The 18763-nt window shown below is 68.7% G+C and carries 18 protein-coding genes; 8 read left to right on the forward strand and 10 right to left on the reverse strand.

Annotation, left to right across the window (positions count from 1 at the left end):
- Window positions 1-13: 13 nt before the first annotated feature.
- On the reverse strand, window positions 14-964 hold the full coding sequence (locus F784_RS0110020) for a tyrosine-type recombinase/integrase (RefSeq protein WP_019586597.1): 951 nt from the start codon (window positions 962-964) through the stop codon (window positions 14-16).
- Window positions 965-1294: 330 nt separating this feature from the next.
- On the opposite strand from F784_RS0110020, the gene F784_RS0110025 reads away from it, so the two are divergent.
- The gene (locus F784_RS0110025) at window positions 1295-2422 is read left to right on the forward strand and encodes a cytochrome P450 (RefSeq protein WP_019586598.1); all 1128 of its coding nucleotides are present in this window, start codon (window positions 1295-1297) and stop codon (window positions 2420-2422) included.
- A 105-nt stretch (window positions 2423-2527) separates the two neighbouring features.
- Here the strand turns inward: F784_RS0110025 and F784_RS0110030 are convergent, their stop codons facing one another.
- Entirely contained in the window at window positions 2528-3574 is a 1047-nt protein-coding gene (locus F784_RS0110030; RefSeq protein WP_026332397.1) for a zinc-dependent alcohol dehydrogenase family protein, read from the reverse strand.
- 447 nt (window positions 3575-4021) lie between these two features.
- Window positions 4022-4558: a hypothetical protein gene (locus tag F784_RS0110035; protein ID WP_157465168.1), complete on the reverse strand. Its 537-nt coding sequence runs from the start codon at window positions 4556-4558 to the stop codon at window positions 4022-4024.
- Between the two features lie 274 nt (window positions 4559-4832).
- Between F784_RS0110035 and F784_RS0110040 the strand changes: the two genes are divergently transcribed.
- Window positions 4833-6638, forward strand: coding sequence for a putative bifunctional diguanylate cyclase/phosphodiesterase (locus tag F784_RS0110040; protein WP_019586600.1), 1806 nt, complete (start codon window positions 4833-4835; stop codon window positions 6636-6638).
- Between the two features lie 14 nt (window positions 6639-6652).
- On the opposite strand, the gene F784_RS0110045 is transcribed toward F784_RS0110040, so the two are convergent.
- Complete coding sequence (locus F784_RS0110045; RefSeq protein WP_019586601.1) at window positions 6653-7570, reverse strand: aldo/keto reductase; 918 nt, start codon at window positions 7568-7570, stop codon at window positions 6653-6655.
- 148 nt (window positions 7571-7718) lie between these two features.
- Window positions 7719-8093: a DinB family protein gene (locus F784_RS22835; protein ID WP_019586602.1), complete on the reverse strand. Its 375-nt coding sequence runs from the start codon at window positions 8091-8093 to the stop codon at window positions 7719-7721.
- 77 nt (window positions 8094-8170) lie between these two features.
- Between F784_RS22835 and F784_RS24540 the strand changes: the two genes are divergently transcribed.
- Both F784_RS24540 and F784_RS24545 read left to right on the forward strand, forming a co-directional pair.
- Complete coding sequence (locus F784_RS24540; RefSeq protein ID WP_083939184.1) at window positions 8171-8458, forward strand: TMEM175 family protein; 288 nt, start codon at window positions 8171-8173, stop codon at window positions 8456-8458.
- A gap of 12 nt (window positions 8459-8470) precedes the next feature.
- Window positions 8471-8794: a hypothetical protein gene (locus tag F784_RS24545; protein ID WP_157465169.1), complete on the forward strand. Its 324-nt coding sequence runs from the start codon at window positions 8471-8473 to the stop codon at window positions 8792-8794.
- 197 nt (window positions 8795-8991) lie between these two features.
- Here F784_RS24545 and F784_RS0110065 read toward each other — a convergent pair whose 3' ends face one another.
- Window positions 8992-9399, reverse strand: a complete 408-nt coding sequence (locus F784_RS0110065; RefSeq protein ID WP_019586605.1) for an META domain-containing protein — start codon at window positions 9397-9399, stop codon at window positions 8992-8994.
- Window positions 9400-9499: 100 nt separating this feature from the next.
- Here F784_RS0110065 and F784_RS0110070 point away from each other — a divergent pair, with 100 nt between their 5' ends.
- From F784_RS0110070 to F784_RS0110080, 3 genes are all read left to right on the forward strand, one after another.
- Window positions 9500-10138 carry a redoxin domain-containing protein gene (locus tag F784_RS0110070; protein ID WP_019586606.1) on the forward strand — a complete coding sequence of 213 codons (639 nt, stop codon included), beginning with the start codon at window positions 9500-9502 and terminating at the stop codon, window positions 10136-10138.
- A 179-nt stretch (window positions 10139-10317) separates the two neighbouring features.
- The gene (locus F784_RS0110075; protein WP_019586607.1) at window positions 10318-11139 is read left to right on the forward strand and encodes an SDR family NAD(P)-dependent oxidoreductase; all 822 of its coding nucleotides are present in this window, start codon (window positions 10318-10320) and stop codon (window positions 11137-11139) included.
- Window positions 11136-12260: an NAD(P)/FAD-dependent oxidoreductase gene (locus F784_RS0110080; RefSeq protein WP_019586608.1), complete on the forward strand. Its 1125-nt coding sequence runs from the start codon at window positions 11136-11138 to the stop codon at window positions 12258-12260. The genes F784_RS0110075 and F784_RS0110080 overlap by 4 nt, the downstream gene beginning before the upstream one ends.
- 6 nt (window positions 12261-12266) lie before the next feature.
- Here the strand turns inward: F784_RS0110080 and F784_RS22845 are convergent, their stop codons facing one another.
- The 4 genes from F784_RS22845 to F784_RS0110100 form a co-directional block, all read right to left on the reverse strand.
- Entirely contained in the window at window positions 12267-13232 is a 966-nt protein-coding gene (locus F784_RS22845) for an SMP-30/gluconolactonase/LRE family protein (RefSeq protein ID WP_019586609.1), read from the reverse strand.
- Between the two features lie 256 nt (window positions 13233-13488).
- On the reverse strand, window positions 13489-14655 hold the full coding sequence (locus F784_RS0110090) for an MFS transporter (protein WP_019586610.1): 1167 nt from the start codon (window positions 14653-14655) through the stop codon (window positions 13489-13491).
- Between the two features lie 429 nt (window positions 14656-15084).
- The gene (locus F784_RS0110095) at window positions 15085-15405 is read right to left on the reverse strand and encodes a hypothetical protein (RefSeq protein WP_019586611.1); all 321 of its coding nucleotides are present in this window, start codon (window positions 15403-15405) and stop codon (window positions 15085-15087) included.
- A 243-nt stretch (window positions 15406-15648) separates the two neighbouring features.
- Window positions 15649-17394, reverse strand: a complete 1746-nt coding sequence (locus tag F784_RS0110100; RefSeq protein WP_019586612.1) for an ABC transporter ATP-binding protein — start codon at window positions 17392-17394, stop codon at window positions 15649-15651.
- A gap of 643 nt (window positions 17395-18037) precedes the next feature.
- Here F784_RS0110100 and F784_RS0110105 point away from each other — a divergent pair.
- Window positions 18038-18745 (forward strand): DUF1175 family protein, encoded by a 708-nt coding sequence (locus F784_RS0110105; protein WP_019586613.1) that lies wholly within the window; start codon window positions 18038-18040, stop codon window positions 18743-18745.
- Window positions 18746-18763 lie beyond the last annotated feature (18 nt).

The raw sequence follows: 18763 nt of genomic DNA on the forward strand, positions 1-18763 counted from the left end.
CGGCCCGGCCCCCTCAGAAGTCCTCCACCTCGCCCGCCACGTCGTCCTCCTCGACGGCGACGTAGCGGCGGGTGGTGTCCACCGAGGCGTGCCCCAGGAAGAGGCCCACCCGGGTGAAATCCTTCGTCGCGCTGTACAGCCGCGTTCCTGAGTGCTTGCGGGCCGCGTGAAAACCCCGCCAGGCGTCCCCGTGCCCCGCCGCCCGGAAGGCCGCCCGCATCCGGTACGTCACCTGCGCGTATTCCCAACTGAACAGCGACCCGTCAGGAAGGGCGGGGGAGAGGCCCGCCAGCGCCCCCCGCACCCGCTTGCCCAGCGGCACCCGCCGCACCTTCCCGCCCTTGCCGCGCACGGTCAGGCGGGAGCCCTGGATGTCCGTGACCTTCACGCCCAGCGCCTCGCTGACCCGCAGTCCGGCGTGCGCGCACAGCAGCAGGAGGGCGGCCAGCCGGGGCTCGCACTGCTCCAGCACCGCGTCCACCTCCCGCATATAGGGGGGATTCTTGACGATGCCGGGGGTGGGGTCGGGCGGCACGTGGGCGTCCTCGAAGGGCTGCGCCTCGGTCGCGCCCGCCCAACGCAGCGCCCGGTACAGCGCCCGCGCCCCGGCGACGTACTGCGCCACCGTCGCCGCCGAGAGGACGCCCGTTTTCCCGCGCCCCTGGGAAGGCCGGGTCTGAAGCTGTGCCACGTACCGCCCCCCGTCCCGCCGCCCGGGCCGCAGGAGCTGCACCCCGTTCTCGCGCGCCCACGGCACGAAGTCCCGCACGGCCAGGCTGTACGCCTCCAGCGTCTTCTCGCTCGTGCGCGCCCCTTTGCGGCTGGCGGTCGTCATGTACGCCCGGGTGACCCCCACCAGCGTCTCGGCGTCGTACGTGCTCGCCGCCTCGACCGCCCTCACCCGCAGCGCCTGGTCGGTGAGGTTCGCCAGCGCGAGCGTGTCCTGCGAACGAACGAGGGTCACGGGACCTCCGGCTTCGGGAACGGGACGGAGACGTGGGGGCCTTCCGGCGTCCCCGACAGGGGTGGGAAGAGGTCACCGGTGACGAGCATGGGTGCAGGCAGTGTATCTGTCCCCCGTGCCCTTGTGAAATCGGTTCGGCTCCGCTCGCCCTGTGGGGGCGGGGCAACCGGTACGCCTGCCCCGCTCTTCAAGAACCTGTGAAGGGCGTCCCGTCAGGAATGAGCACTCCACAGTCTGAACTGCGCGGTGGAACTCACTCCGCCCCGCTCCAATAGCGGAGGCTGGGCGGCGAGTTTCCACGTCCGCCCCCACCCCCGAAAGGACCAGCCCATGACTGCCTCCAGCTTCACCCTGCTCGACCCCTTCCCCTGGTACGCCGACATGCGGCGGGCTTCCCCCGTGGTCCGCGACCCCCGTTCCGGTATGTGGATGGTCTTCGACTACGCGGGGGTGCAGCGCACGCTCTCCGACTGGAAAGCCTTCTCCTCCGAACGGGGCCGACCGCGCGGCGAGAATGCCGAGAGTGCGCTGTCGTCGAGCATCATCTCCACCGACCCGCCCCGGCACCGCCAGCTGCGCGCCCTGGTCGAGCAGGCTTTTACCCCGCGGCAGGTCCGCGCCCTGGCCCCACGCATTGAGGAACTCGTCGACGAACTTCTCTCCCCGGTGGAGGCGTCCGGGCGGATGGATTTCGTCCTCGACTTCGCCTATCCCCTCCCGGTTATCGTGATCGCCGAAATTCTGGGCATCCCCGCTTCGGACCGCGACCGTTTCAAGCGCTGGTCGGACGCGGTGGTGACGGGCGACATGAGCGGCAGCCGCGAGATGGCCGCCTACTTCGGCCGCCTGATCGAGGAGCGCAGGCACGCGCCCGGCGAGGACCTGATCAGCGGGCTGATCGCCGCGCAGGTCGAGGGCGAGCACCTGAACACGCAGGAACTGCTGGGCTTCTGCATCCTGCTCCTGGTGGCGGGCAACGAGACCACGACCAACCTGCTCGCCAACACGGTGCTGTGCTGGCGGGACGCGCCGGAGGCATATGAACGGGTCCTCGCCGACCGGGAACTTCTGCCGGGCACCATTGAGGAGTCGCTGCGCTTCCGCTCGCCCGTTCAGTCCATGTTCCGGGTGGCGGCCCAGGACGTGGAGCTGGGTGGGCAGCTCATCCCCGAGGGCAGCCCGGTCCTGGCCTGGATCGGCTCGGCCAACCGTGACGAGGCGCAGTTCCCGAACGCGGACCGCTTCGACCCCGCCCGCACGCCCAACCGGCACCTGGCCTTCGGGCACGGGGTGCATTTCTGCCTGGGCGCGCCGCTCGCCCGGCTGGAGGCGAGTATCGCCCTGAGGGCCGTGCTCGACCGTCTGCCTAACCTGCGCCTGGTGCCCGGCACGGTGCTCGACCCCATCCCCAGCCAGATCGTCTCGGGCGTGAAGCGGCTCCCGGTCCATTTCGGCTAGAACTTACGGCAGAGCTCAACAAGTTTGTCACCCTGAGCAACGCGAAGGGTCCGGCCTGGAGACGCTTCGCATTCGCTCAGCAGGACAAGGTATTTGCGCCCCGCCTCAGTCCCCGAAGCAGTCCACCACTGTCACGCCCGTGCCGGGGAAGTGGTCCATTCTCATCAGGGCGTCCGGGGCCTCGGTCAGGCTGATCCGCCGCCCGATGAGCCGCTGGGGCCGCAGCACTCCCCGCTCGATCATCCCCAGCATCTCCGGGTAGGCGTGCGCGGCCATTCCGTGGCTGCCGTAAATCTCCAGCTCCCGGGCGATCACCCGGTCCATCGGAATCGGGGGGTGGCGCTCCCCGGCGAGCAGCAGCCCCACCTGCACGTGCCGCCCCCGGGTCCGCAGGTTCGCCACGGAGTTGAAGCAGGTCTGGGGATGGCCCAGCGCGTCCAGCGACACGTGGGCGCCGCCCCCAGTCAGGTCCCGGATCGCCCCCGCCACGTCTGGGGTGGTACGCCCGTTGACGGTGAGGTCGGCCCCGAGGTCCCGGGCCAACTCCAGCTTCTCGTCGTCGATATCCACCGCGATCACCCCCGCCCCGAGCGCATGGGCGATCAGGACCGCCGAGAGACCCACCCCGCCGCAACCGTGAACCGCCACCCACTCCCCGGCCCGCACCCGCCCCTGCTGGACCACCGCCCGGAACGAGGTGGCGAAGCGGCACCCCAGGCTGGCCGCCGTCACGAAATCCAGGCTCTCCGGCAGCCGCACGAGGTTCCCTTCCGCGTGGTGCAGCGCGACGTACTCGGCAAAGGAGCCCCAGTGGGTGAAGCCGGGCTGAAACTGCCGCTCGCACACCTGCTGATTCCCCGACCGGCACTCCGGGCAGCGCCCGCAGCCCGAGACGAAGGGCACTGTTACCCGGTCGCCCACCCGCCAGCCCCGGATGTCCCGGCCCACCGCGACAACCGTTCCGGCGAGTTCATGGCCGGGCACATGCGGCAGGGTGATGTCGGGGTCGTGGCCCATCCAGCCGTGCCAGTCGCTGCGGCAGACGCCGGTCGCGCCGACCTTCACGACCACGCCGTCCTCGGGGGGAGTGGGGTCGGGGACGGTCAGCACCTCGGGGCGGGTCTGGAACTCGCGGTACAGGGCGGCCTGCATGAGCAGACTGTAGCGGGTGGGGGAGGTGTGCTCCCGAGGACTCCTGTTCAGCCTCATGGCGCGTTCGTCCCCCGTATGGGCGGCCAACCCCCCTCGCAGGAAGGCCAGTGCGGCGAGAGGCCGGAAAGGTTCCCGCGCCCTGTCATGTTGTTGTACGAGGCGGCCCGCCATACTCCTCCCCACAGCATCAAGGGAAGGCGTCCACCTGTTTACAACGGGCGCGCAAGCGGGTCGGTGTAGGCCCCGGACTGGTTCGAGTCCAGTCACCCGCATGGTGTCAGAGGAGGGAGCCCCGCGCTCCCTTCACTGCTGGTGAAGCCCGGGCCAACCACGTTCGCTTGTGCCCAGGGAGGGGGTAAATGGGTGCTGTGGCCCGCCCGGGTCCGGCGCCCTAGGCGGTCCCCTTGCCCGGATTGGCGGACCGGGTCCCCGTCGGCCTCCCACCGCTCAGAACCTCGCGGGCCCGTTCAGCGGGGAGCGGGCGTCCGTGCAGCAACCCTTTGGTGCGCTCGCGGCCCAGGGCGTGCATGCTGCGGAGCTGGGCCGCCGTCTCCACACCCTCCCCGACCAGGTCGAGGCCCAGGGCGTGGCCGCCACCCGCTCGGCGCCGGGCACGTTCCCCAGGTCCCGCACGAAGACCCGGTCGATCTTCAAGCTGCTCACCGGCGGGCGCGGCAGGTGGGCGAGCGCCGGGTGCCCGGTCCCGAACAATCGCCGCGCTGAGCGCGCTCCCACCTCCAGCCGGGTCCCGGCCCGCCAGCACAGCGCCGCACCCAGCAGGAAAGCCGGGATGTAGAACGTCTCGCCGGGCCAGCGGCTCAAGGTGCCCGGGTGAGGCGGCCACAGCAGCCACGCGAGGTGCGCGAGGGCCATGAACAGGAGCGCGAGGACCAGCCTGGGGGTCGCGTTCCTGTCTTCATCCACATCCCTGGGCGCGAGCTTGGGCCGAGCCGTCTCACGCCGGGGCGGGCCTTCGGTGGACAAGGGTTCCGGCGGGTCATTGGTTCGCTGCCAGCGGGCTCAACAGGGCCAGGAGGCAAACCTCCTCCCCCGTGCGGCCGGAGCAGCGTTCCGCCCCTTCACGGGGAGAGGCGGCTGGCGATGAAGACGTTCACCCCCGTTTATCTGAGCGGAGGTGTCCGCGCCCTCCCGCTCTGCCCGCGCGAAACACCTATTCGAAGTCTTAATTCTCTCTTTACTCGCGAATTCAGGCCCGTGAATCTGACGGGCATGTGAGGGAAATAACACATACTTGAGAATGGACCCTACGGTGGACCCTCACGAGGCGCAGCGGTTGGAGTGTCTCCACCGGTATCAGGTCCTCGACACCCCGCCTGAGGCCGAATTCGACCGCATCACCCGGTTCGTCAGGCACCTGCTGGAGGTCCCGGTCGTCATCATCAATTTCGTGGCCGTGCGGCGGGTCTGGCTCAAATCGAGCGTCGGCACGAATCTCCACGAGATGGACCGGGACAGCGTCTGCTGCGGGGAGACTGTTCAGCGGGACGACCCCTTCGTCGTCGAGGACCTGCACGCCGACCCCCGGTTCCAGAACGACCCGTTGGTGAAATTTGCGGGGGGACGCTCGTACGCCGGTGCCCCCCTGATCACCCCGGACGGCTACAGGATCGGCACGCTCGCCGTGTACGACCACCGTCCCCGAGAGTTCACGCTCGAGCAGCGGACCTTTCTCCGAGACCTCGCCGCCATCGTGATCGACACGCTGGAGCTGCGGCTGATGGTGCTGAGCTGGAAACAGGCCCAGCAGCGCAGCGAGTATCTGGCGCACCATGACGCCCTCACCGGCCTGCCCAACCGCCTGATGCTGCTCGACCGTGCCGAGCAGGCCCTGCGGCAGGCGGACCGGCGCGGCACCCCCGTGGGGATGCTGGTGCTCGACCTCGACGGCTTCAAGGTGATCAACGACTCCCTGGGTCATGCGGTGGGGGACGCGCTGCTGCAAGCGGTGGGGGAGCGGCTCTCGCACACCTTGCGGGCCGAGGACACGGTCGCGCGCTTCGGCGGGGACGAGTTCGTGGTGCTGCTGCCGGAGTTGCGTGGGACGCTCGACGCGGCGAATGTGGCCCTCAAGCTTCAGGAAACGCTGCGGGCGCCCTTTGGGGTCCGGAATCACACCCTGGTCACGAATTGCAGCGTGGGCATCAGCCTCTACCCGGCGGACGGACGGGACGCCGAGACGCTGCTGCGGGCGGCGGACACCGCCATGTATCAGGCCAAGGCGGTCGGCAAGGGGCAGTGCTGTTTTTACGAGGAGGAGATGACGCGCGCCGCCCAGGAGAAACTCCACCTGCGCGGCCGCCTGGCCCAGGCCCTGGAGCGGGGGGAATTCCGGCTGCACTACCAGCCGCAGGTGGACCTCGCCACCGGCCGGGTCGTGGGCCTGGAGGTGCTCCTGCGCTGGCCGCAGCCGGACGGGGGCTGGATTCCGCCGGGGCAGTTCATCCCGCTCGCCGAATCCAGCGGCCTGATCGTCCCGCTGGGGGCCTGGGTACTGCGGGAGGCCTGCGCGCAACTCGGGCGCTGGCGGGAGCAGGGCTGCCCGGAGGTGGACGTGTCAGTGAATGTCTCCGCCCGCCAGTGGGAGGACCCCAGCTTTCCCGAGCAGGTGCGGCGGGTGCTGGGCAGCGCCGGGCTGCCGCCCGAGCGGCTGGTGCTGGAGGTCACCGAGAGCGTGCTGTTCGCCAACCCGCAGGGCGCGCGCAGGCTGGCACTGGGCCTCGCGTCCCTGGGCGTGCGGGTGGCGGTGGACGATTACGGTACCGGCTTCTCGAACCTCCGGCAGCTTCAACATCTGCCCATCGGCCAGCTCAAGCTCGACCGATCCTTCGTCCAGCCCCTGCCCGGCGAGGAAAAGGATCAGGCCCTCGTGCGCAGCGCGATTACGCTGGCCCAGGGCCTGAACGCGGCGGTGGTCGGGGAGGGCATCGAGACGGAGGCGCAACTCGCGGCCCTGCGGCGCCTGGGCTGCACGGTCGGCCAGGGATTCCTGCTGGGGCGCCCGGTGGGGGCGGAGAACTTCGAGGCGCGTTACCTCCGCCCCTGACGCCCCGCTTTTCCTCAGGGCAGCACGTTGCCCGCCGCGCGGTAGAGGGCGTACCACTCCTCGCGCGTCAGGTGAACCTCGCTCGCCCGGCAGCAGTCCCGCAGGCGCCCCACATTCATCGTGCCGATCACCGGCTGCATCCGCGCGGGGTGCCGCAGCAGCCAGGCAATCGCAATCGTCGTGTTGCTGACCCCGTAGCTCGCCGCGACCTCGTCGATCTTCGCGTTGAGTTCCGGGAACTTGGGGTTGTCGAGGAACACACCCTCAAAGAAGCCGTACTGAAAGGGCGACCACGGCTGGATGGTGATGTCGTGCAGGCGGCAGTAGTCGAGGATGTAGCCGTCGCGGTTGATCGCCGCCTCATTTTCCATGTTCACGTTGAAGCCGCTCGTGATCATGGTGGCGTTCGTGAGGCTCAGCTGAAGCTGGTTGGCGACGATGGGCTGCCGGACGTACTTCTTCAGCAGGTCGATCTGCCGCGGGTGCTGGTTGGAGACGCCGAAGTGGCGGACCCGGCCCGAGCGCTCCAGTTCGTCGAAGGCCTCCGCCACCTCCTCGGGCTCGACGAGCGTGTCGGGGCGGTGCAGCAGCAGGATGTCGAGGTAATCGGTCCTCAGCCGCTGGAGAATCCCGTCAACTGACGCCAGGATGTGTTCCTTCGAGAAGTCGAACATGCCGGGCCGAATGCCGCACTTGGATTGCAGGATGATCCCCTCCCGCACCGTGCCGTTCATGCCGATGGCATCCGCGAAGACCTCCTCGCACCGGCCCCCGCCGTAGATGTCGGCGTGGTCGAAGAAGGTGGCGCCCTCCTCGAGCGCGGCGTGGACAAAGCGTTCCGCCTCGGACCGGTCGAGCGAGTCCAGGCGCATGCACCCCACGGCGATGACGGGAACGTCCAGGGAGCTGGGGCCGAGCTTCAGGGTTCGCATGATGGGTGACCTCCGGGGGGAGTGGGCGAGGATGAGGGACCTGCCCCGTGACTCTACCCGAGAAGGCCGGGTTCCCGTCCATGCCGAGCTGTACCGCAGAACTCCACCCTCGGCAGAAAATCCGCTGGCCTAGCCCGTCAACGCGCCGTCAGGAACACCAGGTCCAGCGAGGGGGTTGCTGCCCGAGCAGGCGGAGCCTCTGCACGATCTGGGCGGTGTGGCGCACCTCGTGCTGCATGACGTGCCAGATCACCTCGTCCGCCGAGAGGGTCTCCGGGCCGTCATCCGAGACCCTGATCCTGCGGCCCGACGAGGCGACTTCCATCAGCGCGGGCCAGCGGCGCAGCATGTCGGTCTCCATCGCGTCCCAGTAGGCGAGCAGTGAGTCCAACGACTCGTCCTCATGGTGCCAGTACTCGTCCGCCGAGGTAGGCTCCCCACCGAAGTTTTCCCAGACCGGGGACCGGCCGAGCAGGTCCAGGCGAAACCAGCCGTCTTCGACGACGGGGACGTGTGCGACCAAATCTTTGATGCAGCGCCCCCTTGGTCGGAATCGGCGCCCGCGGGGCGTGGCACAGTGGGAAGGGGAGGGTGGAGCGAATGTTTACACGGGATCAGCGTCCGGTGCCCAGGGAGGAGTCGCCCCCGGTGTTCCACCACACCAGCCGCCTGGAAGCCTTCAGTGACGGCGTGTTCGCCATCGCCATCACTCTGCTCATCCTCGAAATTCGGGTGCCTGAGGCGGGTGGTGGCGGTGGGGCGCAGTTGTGGGCCGCCCTGCTGGCGCGCTGGCTGTCGTACTTCGCGTTCGTGCTGGGCTTCGGGACCATCTTCGTCGCCTGGGTGGGTCACCACCTGCTGCTGCAAAACCTGCGTGCCGTGACCTGAGGCGTGGTGTTCGTGAACGGGCTCTTTCTCCTGACGATCACCTTCCTGCCCTTTCCCACCGCGCTGGTCGCCGCGCTCCTGGGCCAGTCCAGCGGGCCGGTGGCGGCGGCGGTCTATGCGGCCGTGAATTCCTTCGGCAGCCTGATGTTCCTGTGGTTGCAACGGGAGGTGCGCGTCGCCGGGGAGACGGCGAGCGCGGGGTTTCGGCTGCACACCCTCAAGGCCGGGCTGGGCGTGCTGATCTTCGCGGCGGCGGGGGCGCTGGCCTCCCTGTCGCCGGTGCTCTCCCTGCTGGTGGTCGCCGCCGTCTGGACGTGGTGGGCGCTCCCCGTGTGAGGCGGCCCGCCCTCAGGCTTTGCTCTCCACCCAGTCCAACGCTCTGGTGCCCCTCCCTCTAGGGATGTGCTGACCCTCTCCCCCCGTGGGAGAGGGCCTGGCGCAGCCAGGGGTGAGGGGACACGCCACCGGCAACAGCGCCCCACCAGCGCAGCTTCCAGAGCTGGGGGGCAGTGGAGATCAACGCCTGGCCCGCCCTACCTGGGGCTGACCGGGGTGACGAAGCCGATGCGCGTCAGGACCAGCCGCGACGTGCCGGAGAACAGCACGAGGTGGTCGCGCGTCACGACGTAGCGCGTGGCTACGTTTAGCTCGCGCACCAGCGGCAGGTTCGCGGCGTACAGGCAGCGCTCGTTCGGCGCGGGCGGAAGCGAGGCCACGGCCATCCGCACCCGGTTGTCCCCGGCACTGAGGGTCCCCGCGAACTTCCCGCACCCGAACGAGCCGCGCAGCGAGGAGCCGCTGATGAACACTTCGACTCTGGGCGCCGGAGTGCCGTTCACGGGGGCGGTTTGCTCGACCGTCCAGATCCCGTTGAGCGCGGCGGGAACCTCCGCCTGGGCGACGCTGACGCAGAGGGCCGTGAGGAGGGGTAGGACTCGCATGGCTGGAGTCTGCTCCCGCTCCGTGATACGCGGCTGATCGCAGGCCCGCCCTTTAAGCTGAAGGCCGAAGTCACCCCATTCGCAGGCCTCAGGAGGACGCATGCGCGAGGACATCCAGCCAGGAGCAATCTTTCCCGACTACGAGCTCCCCGACCACACCGGGGTGAAGCGCAAGCTCTCCTTCCTGCAGGGCCGTGACCCCATGATCCTGATGCTGGGCCGGGGCGTGTACTGCCCCAAGGACCGCCAGCAGCTCATGGAACTCGTCCGCTTCTCCGCCCAGTGTGATGTGGGCTTCACCCGCATCGTGACCATCACGGCCGAGAGCCTGATCCTCAGCAACGACCTGCGGCTGGGGGTGGGCGCCCACTGGCCCTTCCTGCACGACCCGGAGCGCATCTTGCAGCAGGACCTGGGCATCCAGGAGTACACCGACCCGCACAACAACCCGATGATCCCGCACACTTTCGTGCTGGAACCGGGGCTGAGGATCTACAAGATCTACAACGGGTACTGGTACTGGGGCCGGCCCTCGACGGCGGAGTTGCACCAGGATTTGCGGAGCATCACCCAGCGCATCCGGCCGGACTACCAGATCGACACGCCGGAGATGCGGGCGAAGTGGGAGCGGGGGGAGAAGGCGGAGTTCTACCCGTACGGCCAGAGCATGCGCCAGGTCTTCATTCGCATGGCTGGCGCCGTCGATCAGTTCGACGACCCGGACGCCGCGAAACGGTAGTCCAGACGGGAAGGGGAGTGGGACGGCGGGCGGGAGACGCTGGCCGCTTTCGCCCAGCCGGGCGTCCCCCCGGCGCTAGAGTGCCAGCACTCAAGGAGCGCGGCTGCGCCGCGGAGGGTGGGAGGCGCACGTCTTTCCCCCTGCCCGTTCATTCCTGCCAACTTTTCAAGGAGAACCTGATGAAGAATGACTTCCCCAAACGATTTGAAGGCCAAGTGGTACTCGTCACCGGTGCTGGTGGCGGCATCGGCCGCACCGTCGCCGAGCGGTTTGCGAACGAGGGCGCCCGGGTCGCCGTGAACGACGTGAAGGAGGACGCCGTGCGGGCGGTCGTAGGGGGCATCACGGCCGTGGGCGGCACGGCCCTCGCCGTACCCGCCGACGTCTCGGATGCCGCCCAGGTGGAGGCGATGTTCACCCGCGTCGAGGCGGAACTCGGCCACGTGGACGTGCTGTACAACAACGCGGGCCTGATCGACACAGCCCGGCACTTCCTGGACGGCGACGAGGCCTGGTGGGACCGCGTCGTGCGGGTGAACCTGAAGAGCGTGTTCCTGTGTTCCCACCGGGCGGCGCGCGTGATGGTCCGGCGCAGGCGCGGCGTGATCATCAGCACCTCGTCGGGCGGCGCCACCCGCGCCCACCGCGGCAACGTCGCCTACGACGCGACCAAGGGCGGAATCGAGGCGATGACGCGGGCGATGGCGCTGGACCTCGCGCCGTACGGGGTGCGGGTGAACGGGGTGGTGCCGGGGTTCATCAACACCTACGGGCTCACCGAGGAGCAGCTCCGCGTCCGCGAGAAGACCGTGCCGCTGGGCCGCTACGGAGTGGCCGAGGATATGACCGGGGCGGCACTGTTCCTCGCGTCTGGCGACGCCGCCTACATCACCGGGCAGCTCATCGTGGTGGACGGCGGGGTGCTCGTCCAGCAGCGGTCGGCGAACGTGGATACCTTCCCCGTCGAGGGCTTTCCTCAGGTCGAGGCGGACCTCGTGTGACGGCAGAGGCTGAGTGGGATGTGGTGGTGATCGGGGCGGGCATTATTGGGGCAGCGTGCGCGTGGCGTCTGGCCGAGCGTGGCCTGAGGGTGCGGGTGCTGGAACAGGGAAGTCCCACCGGGGGTTCGACCGGGAAGAGTGCCGCCGGGGTCCGCGCCCAGTTCGCCACCGACAGCAACATCCTGCTCTCAAAGCGCAGCATCGAGGAGTACGCCGCCATGCCCGCCTCCGGTTACCGGCCCGCCGGGTACCTGATGCTGGTGCCCCAGGGGCAGTGGGAGGCGCACCTGACAGGCGTGGAGCGCCAGCACGCGCACGGGGTGCCCACGGAAGTCCTCACACCCGCGCAGGCGCAGCGGCACGCCTCCTTCGAGACGAATGGCCTCGGCGGCTGCACCTTCGGCCCGACCGACGGCTTCGTGGACCCGCACGGCCTGACCTTTGAATATGTCCGCCTGGCCCGCGAGGCCGGGGCCTGTTTCTCCCTGAATACGCCCGTGACGGCCATTACCCGTGAAGGGGACCGCTGGCGCGTCACGACGCCCACCGGGGAGGTCGAGGCGCCGCAGGTCCTCAACGCCGCGGGCGCCTGGTCCGGTGAGGTGGCCGCGCTCGCCGGGCTGGAGGTCCCGGTGGGGCCTGCCCGGCGCATGGTGTTTACCACCGGACCCCTGAACCTGCTGCGCCCGCTGCCGATGGTGTTCGACCTGGAGAGCGGCGTGTGGCTGCGCTCCGAGGGGGAACGCCTGATCCTGGGGCGCGCCGACGAGGCCGATGTGGGCTGGCGCGAGGGGATGAACTGGGCGTGGCTCGAACCCACCCTGGACCGCGCGCTCGAACGCTTTCCCTGGCTGGAGACGGCCTCCCTCGACCGCCGTGCGAGTTGGTGGGGCTACTACGAGGTCACGCCGGACCATCAGCCCGTCGTGGGCCGGATGCCGGGCGTAGATGGGTGGCTTAACGCCTGCGGCTTCTCGGGGCACGGCGTCATGCAGGCGGCCGCCGTCGCCCGGGTGATCGCGCAGGAAGCCCTGGGAGAAGCGCCATTCATCGACATCTCCCCGTTGCGGTACGAGCGCTTCACGGCCGGTGCGCTGCTGTCACCGGACATTCAGGTCTGAGCGTCCTCATTTCCCGGGGATGGGCACACTCGACACCGTGAAGGGCAATTCGGGCGTCAAGCCAGGCCCGCGCCTGTTGAACTGCGAATTCACGACGAGCAGCCGCCCGTCCGTCTGGGCGATGGTGGTGGGGTAGCGCAAGCTCGCGTCCGAGAAGGGCGTCCCGATGGTGCCGCTGGCGAAGTCCGCTGCGAGCGAGATCGGCACGATGATCTTGTCCGCGTTCCGCACCACGTACAGCGTCTGGCCGTCGAGCAGAATGCCGTCGCCGTTCACGACGCTCCCGTCAATCTGAACAGGCGCCACCGAGCGGTCGGTCACCCCGATGCGGAACAGCTTGCCGTTGTACGACTGCACCACAATCAGGTACTGGCCGTCGGGCGTCGCCGCGATGCCGTTGAGGTTGAAGGCGCCAGGGGCCGTCGAGTACGGAATGGTCGTGCTCACGTCCAGCCACGCCTCGGCCGCGCCGCTGCCCCCCGTCCCCGCCGTCCTGGGCACCCGGAAGATGACCGGCCGCAGCGAGTCCGTGAAATACGCGTAGTCGCCCGCCAACGCCACGTCGTTGATAAAGCTCGCGCCCGTCGGCGTGCTGTAGGCCCGCAGCAGCGCCCCGGTGTTCGCGTCGTACGAGAACATCTTGCCGGTGCTGCCCCCCGCGATGAACAGGCGGCCCGCCCCGTCCGCCTTCAGCCCCACGGCGGTGGTGCGCCCATCCGCGCCGCCCGGCAGGAACACTTCTGTGGTGGGGGTGCCGAGGGTGCCGCGGTAGACCGTACCATCCGTCGTGCTGGTCACGTAAAAGTTCCTGGTATCCGGCCGAAGCGCCACGCCCTCGGGGAACACGGCGCCCGCATTGGTCGGCGTGTCGGGAAGGATGTAGCGGGTGACCTCGGCGGGACGGGGGAGGGCGCCACAACCCGTCAGAGCGGCAGCGGCGAGGAGCAGCAGAGCAGCTTTGCGCGGAGGCATGTTCTGGTTATATGCCGCCTGGCAGTCAGGGGGTGAAAGGCGAGTTGACTCTCTTTTCACCCCTGTCGAGCTGAGCCCCTGCTACTGCGACCTTCTGCCCCGGGGGGAGCCAGATTCCCCACCCTGGGTGACCAGCGCCATAGGTGCACATCCAGGCCGCGAGGTGTGAGCACGACGGCGCCGGGGGCGAGCGTGAAGCGGCCCAAGGGTCCCGTCCCCACCCTCAGTTCACCCTGCGAGGAGGGTGGGCACTCTTTTACCCGGCAGTGGCGGTCCGGGTCCGGGCCAGCCCCATGGCGAGCAGCAGCAGCCCCACGTTGAGCAGGGCAATCACCTCGAACAGCACCCGGGGCTGCCCGTGGTACAGCAGGCCCCCGAGGCCCGCGGCCGGGATGGACAGCAGCAGGCTCAGGAGCTGCACGCCCGAGTACAGGTCTGCCCCCCCGCGCTGCGGCAGGCGGCCGAACAGCACCGCGTCCCGGTAGGTCTGCGTCAGGAAGGTTGCGGCCGAGAGCACGCAGACCACTCCCAGCAGGACCGCCAGGTTCCCGGCGGGAATCAGCAGCACCAGGGCCGCGCCGACCAGCCCCAGCACCCGCGTGCCGACCAGGGTCCGCTCGGCGGGCACTCCGGCCAGGCGCCGCAGCACCAGCCCGTACATCAGCGCGGTCACGGCGGCCGTCGCCACCGGTACCCACGACAGCGCCCCCACGCTGAAGCCCAGCGCCTCCCGGTAGAAGAGAATCTGAAACAGCCCCAACTGCTCCAGAAAGACGCTGAGCGTGTAAAAGGCCACCACGGCGGGCAGCCCCGGATGCTGGCGCATGGCGAGGACCTGCCGCAGCGTGAGGCTCACGCTCTGCCAGGGGTGCAGCTCGCGGTGTTCCTGAATCGCGGCCTGGCCCACCTGGGTCTCCTGCGTGATGGCGTTGCGCCACAGGAACATTACCGTCATGCCCACGCCGCCCAGGGCGTAGAACACGCTCATGGTCGGCACGACCCCGTAGCGCGACATCGGCAGCCCGATCAGCGGGGTCAGGAGGCCGCAGCCCGCCACGATCAGGTTCAGGATGCCCAGGACCCGCGCCCGCTGCGACTGCTCCACGTCCTCGATGGTGAGCAGGCTCCAGGAGACGCTGGCGATGCGGACCACCGCATTGAGGACGGCGGCCAGCACGAAGGCCTCGAACGAGCGGGCGACGGCCCAGACGAACATCGGCAGGGTCCACGAGATCAGGTCGGCGAGCAGGGTGGCCCGCTTGCGGCCCAGGCGGTTGGTGACCGGCGCGGCCAGCACCTGAAACACGAAGGAGCAGGCCAGCGTGATCGAGCCCACCCACCCGATCTGGGGGCTCGTCAGGCCCACCTCGCGCATGTACAGGGGCGCGTAGTAGAGCACCACGACGCCGAAGACCGCCCACAAGGGCTCGGTGATGATGGCGCCGCGGGCGTTGCGCGGCAGGCCTTTGAGCGAGGGCCAGGGGCGCCGGAGTTGAAGGGTACGCAGGGGGTTTCTCCTTGGGCCGCCTGATCGGGATAGAGGCAGACGCCCCGACAGGATAGGGGCTGGGCCGCCACCAGGCCCGGGCACGTCTGGCTTCGCCCTTCCGGCTTGGACGATTTGAATACCCCTCGTGCCACGTCGGCGTGAAGCGGCAATTGATCGCGTGGACCAGGCTGCCTCCCACATTCCCTCCCCACAAAGCTCAACGGCTGGCCCAGACGGCGAGAAGGGATGCCCGGCGAACTATGGGCATCCCTTCTCTTCTTCCCACCGTGAGTGCGTCCGGGACGGCCGTGAGCCCCGTGCCCGGTACGGCTCGCCGCTAACCTCTGCCCTGGGACAGCCCGCCTACCGCCCCACGCCCACCAGTTCGAGTGACACAGCCTCCGGCATCACCGGGGTCGGCCGCACCTCGAACTGCACCAGCTCCGCGGCGCTCAGCACCAGGAAGGTGCCGCCGTCGTCGTCGAGGCACTCCATCATCAACATCTCCGCGTTCAGGGGCTGCATGGACAGGACGCGCGCTTCCCGCGGGCCGCGCAGGTAAAGTCCGTGCGCCCTGTCGCCCAGCCGCTCGCCCAACGCTTGCATGCCGTCGATGAACCGCTGCGTGCCGGTCGCGTCCTGGGTGTACGCCGGGAACTTCCGCCTGAGGGTCACGTCCAGCATGCTCCACCTTCTCCTTCCGCGGCGCTCGGCGCACCAGCAGCAACTCGGCGATCTACCAGCCTGTGCCGTCCTTAGGTGCCTCCATATTACGCTAACAACATAATCGATTGATTAGATTGACCTTTAACAGAAGAAAGGGTTATTTTTCCCGTCCTGAACGCAGTTTTTGGCGATCTCGCATGCTTATCGGACCGTCTTGTGAAGCCTGGTCCCAAGGGGGAGAAAACCCGCGCCACAACGCATTTATATGCCGGACAGCTCCATTCCGGCAGCCTGCAACGTGGCGTAGACGCCACCCGCGCGCAGGAGCTCGTCGTGGGTGCCCTCCTCGGCGATGCCGTCCCCCGTCAGCACCACGATCCGCCCGGCGTTTCGCACGGTGGAGAGGCGGTGGGCGATCACCAGCGTGGTGCGCCGCCGTGCCAGCCGTTCCAGGGCGTCCTGCACGACGCGCTCGCTCTCGTTGTCCAGGGCGCTCGTCGCCTCGTCGAAGATCAGGATGGGCGGGTCTTTCAGAAAGACGCGCGCCACGCTCAGGCGCTGTTTCTGCCCGCCGGAGAGCTTCACACCGCGCTGGCCGATGTCGGTGTGATAGCCCTGCGGGAGCGCCAGGATGAAGTCGTGCGCCCCCGCCTGCCGGGCCGCCTCGATAACCTCCGCCTCGCTGGCCTCCGGGCGCCCGTAGCGGATGTTCTCCAGGACCGTTCCGGCGAACAGGTAGACCTCCTGCTGCACCACGCCGATCTGGCGCCGCAGCGAGTGCAGGCGGATGTCCCGGACCGACACGCCGTCAATCAGGATGCGGCCCTCCGTCACGTCGTAAAAGCGCGGGATCAGGGCACAGAGGGTACTTTTCCCGACCCCTGAAGCGCCCACCAGCGCGACGAATTCTCCCGGCCGGATATAAAGATTGATGTCCCTCAGCACTGGGCCAGAGCCCGACGGATATTCGAAGGAGACGTGCTCGAACCGGATGCCCCCGCGCACGTGTTCCAGTTCCAGCGCGTTCGGGGCGTCCTGAAGCTCCGGCCTGATCGCCATGAGTTCCAGAAAACGCTCGAAGCCGGTCAGGCCCTCCTGAAGCAGTCGGGCGATGTTCACGAACCGCTGGATGGGCTCGATCAGGATGCCGACGCACAGCAGATAGGTGACGAGCGCGTCGAGCCGCAACTCCCCGCGCAGGATGGCGAGGCCGCCGAACACCAGGACTGCGACCGTCATCAGTTGCGTGAAGGCCGTCATCCCCTGGTAGAAGTAGGCCTCGCTGCGGTAGCCCTCCCGGCGGCTCTCCACAAACAGGTCGTTCGCGCGGTCGAAGCGGCCCTGCTCGACCGCCTCGCCCGTGAACGACTGCACCACGCGGATGCCCGCCAGCGAGTCCTCCACCTGCGCGTTCACGTCCCCGATGCGGGCCTTGCTGCCCAGCATGGCGGCGTTCAGGCGGCGGTTGAAGGAGAGGGCGTAGACGGCCATCAAGGGGATAAAACAAAACAGCAGCAGCGTCAACTTCACGTTGAGGCCCAGCAGGATCAGGAACACCCCCACGAACTTGAACACCGCGATGGCGAGGTCCTCGGGGCCGTGGTGCGCCAGTTCCCCGATGGCGAAGAGGTCGTTCGTCAGGCGGCTCATGAGCTGGCCGATGCGCTGCCCGTCGAAGAACTGGAAGGGCTGCGACTGGAGGTGCCGGAACAGGTCGCGCCGCATGTCCCGCTCGATCAGGGTGCCCATCATGTGCCCCTGGTAGTCCACGTAGGTGTTCGCGGCGATCTGGAGGGCCACCAGCCCAAGCATCGAGGCGCCCACGGTCACGATCTGTCCCAGCGTCCCCTCATCGGGATGCTGAAGCAGCGTGCGGGTGATGTATCCCGCGCCCAGTGGAAAGACGAGCGCGATCCCGGCGACGAGAAAGGCGCAGACGAGGTCGATGACCAGCGTGCGCCGGTAGGGTCGGTAGTACGACAGGAAGATGCCCAGTCGGGAATTCAAGGAAAACTCCTCCGTGCGAAGGGGGTGGGAAAAGGTTCGGGGTTGCCCCCATGCTGTGGGTCAGAACCACCGGCAAAGCCCCGGCATAGGGTTCTCGCGGCGCAGTGGAATGACGCCCACCCGGAGTCGGGTCGGCGAAGGAGCCGCGACAGGTGCGTGGCGGCCAAAAACGCGGCGCGGCCCTCCTGCGCCCGTGAGCGAACGCCGGTAGGTGCCCAGGCCACGGGAGCAGTCAGGAGCCGCACCGTGCGCCCTGCCCCCGCCATGAAACCCTGGGTGTCAACCGGGCTGGCGGTCACGCCGCTAACGGAGACCACGGCGGGCCGGAAGAAAATTCCGCGCTCGCAGGGCGGGGCGGGGAATCGGGCTGGTTTTTCCCGCGTCTACCTGGGCGAGACCCCCAAAGTCAAGGGTATGCATGAAACGTCACGACCTCCAGCGAAGGGGGCTTGGTGTGGCTGGACGAATCGGCATCCTTGAGGCATGGGGGGCTCCTTCTGGCCTGCTCGGGAAATCCTTTGCAACTTATGGGGTGCGGGGCGGGAAGACCAGCCGCGCTTTGGCGTAGTCCAGTAGGCCGATTTGCCTATCCATGTGGGGCCTGTGCCGTGGGGGTGATTTCCAGAAGCGTAATACTCGGGGCATGCTCGCCGCCATCCTCGCGCTCGCCGCGCTGCTCACCGGGAGCGTGCCTGCCGTCAGTACCACCGACACTGACCGCGACGGCTACCCGGACGCGCTCGAACTCGTGGGGCAGGACCGGGCGTATTTTGCGGACTGGTTCGCCAGTATCGCCGAGAGCCAGTATTACGGCCTCTCCCCCGACTGGAAGGTGGAGGACCAGGACTGCGCGGGGCTGGTGCGCTACGCCTTCGTGAACGCGCTGATGGGGCACGACGCGGCGTGGTGGGCGAAGTTCAAATTCCTGCCGCGCCCCAGATTGCCGGAGGTGCGGGGGCTCACGTACCCGGCGCCCCTCGTGTCGCGCTCGGTGTTCCGGGTGGCGCCCGGCCCGTATCGCCCCGGGGACGTGGACGCCGGGCGGCTGGTGGGCCGCACCTCCGCGCGCTTCCTCGCCAACTTCTCGGCCGCCCTGGTGACGCGCGATCCGTCACGGGCGCAGCGGGGCGACCTCCTGTTCTTCCTGCGCCCCGAACTCGGCGCCTATCACAGCATGGTCTATCTGGGGGACGGGCGGGTCGTGTACCACACCGGCGCCCGCCCCAGCGAGGGCGGTGAGGTGCGGCTCGTCACCCTCGCCACCCTGATGCGCCACCCCAACCCAGCCTTTCACCCCACGCCGGGCAACCCGAATTTCCTGGGGGTGTACCGCTGGCAGATTCTGCGGTAACGGGGCCAGCTCGGCTGT

The sequence above is a fragment of the Deinococcus apachensis DSM 19763 genome (genome assembly GCF_000381345.1).
Classification (GTDB): domain Bacteria; phylum Deinococcota; class Deinococci; order Deinococcales; family Deinococcaceae; genus Deinococcus; species Deinococcus apachensis.

Excerpts from the sequence above, each read along its gene's own strand:
- F784_RS0110025 (WP_019586598.1), top strand. The coding sequence starts at position 1,295 with ATGACTGCCTCCAGCTTCACCCTGCTCGACCCCTTCCCCTGGTACGCC.
- F784_RS0110030 (WP_026332397.1), bottom strand. The coding sequence starts at position 3,574 with ATGCAGGCCGCCCTGTACCGCGAGTTCCAGACCCGCCCCGAGGTGCTG.
- F784_RS0110040 (WP_019586600.1), top strand. The coding sequence starts at position 4,833 with ATGGACCCTACGGTGGACCCTCACGAGGCGCAGCGGTTGGAGTGTCTC.
- F784_RS0110045 (WP_019586601.1), bottom strand. The coding sequence starts at position 7,570 with ATGCGAACCCTGAAGCTCGGCCCCAGCTCCCTGGACGTTCCCGTCATC.
- F784_RS24540 (WP_083939184.1), top strand. The coding sequence starts at position 8,171 with ATGTTTACACGGGATCAGCGTCCGGTGCCCAGGGAGGAGTCGCCCCCG.
- F784_RS0110065 (WP_019586605.1), bottom strand. The coding sequence starts at position 9,399 with ATGCGAGTCCTACCCCTCCTCACGGCCCTCTGCGTCAGCGTCGCCCAG.
- F784_RS0110070 (WP_019586606.1), top strand. The coding sequence starts at position 9,500 with ATGCGCGAGGACATCCAGCCAGGAGCAATCTTTCCCGACTACGAGCTC.
- F784_RS0110075 (WP_019586607.1), top strand. The coding sequence starts at position 10,318 with ATGAAGAATGACTTCCCCAAACGATTTGAAGGCCAAGTGGTACTCGTC.
- F784_RS22845 (WP_019586609.1), bottom strand. The coding sequence starts at position 13,232 with ATGCCTCCGCGCAAAGCTGCTCTGCTGCTCCTCGCCGCTGCCGCTCTG.
- F784_RS0110095 (WP_019586611.1), bottom strand. The coding sequence starts at position 15,405 with ATGCTGGACGTGACCCTCAGGCGGAAGTTCCCGGCGTACACCCAGGAC.
- F784_RS0110105 (WP_019586613.1), top strand. The coding sequence starts at position 18,038 with ATGCTCGCCGCCATCCTCGCGCTCGCCGCGCTGCTCACCGGGAGCGTG.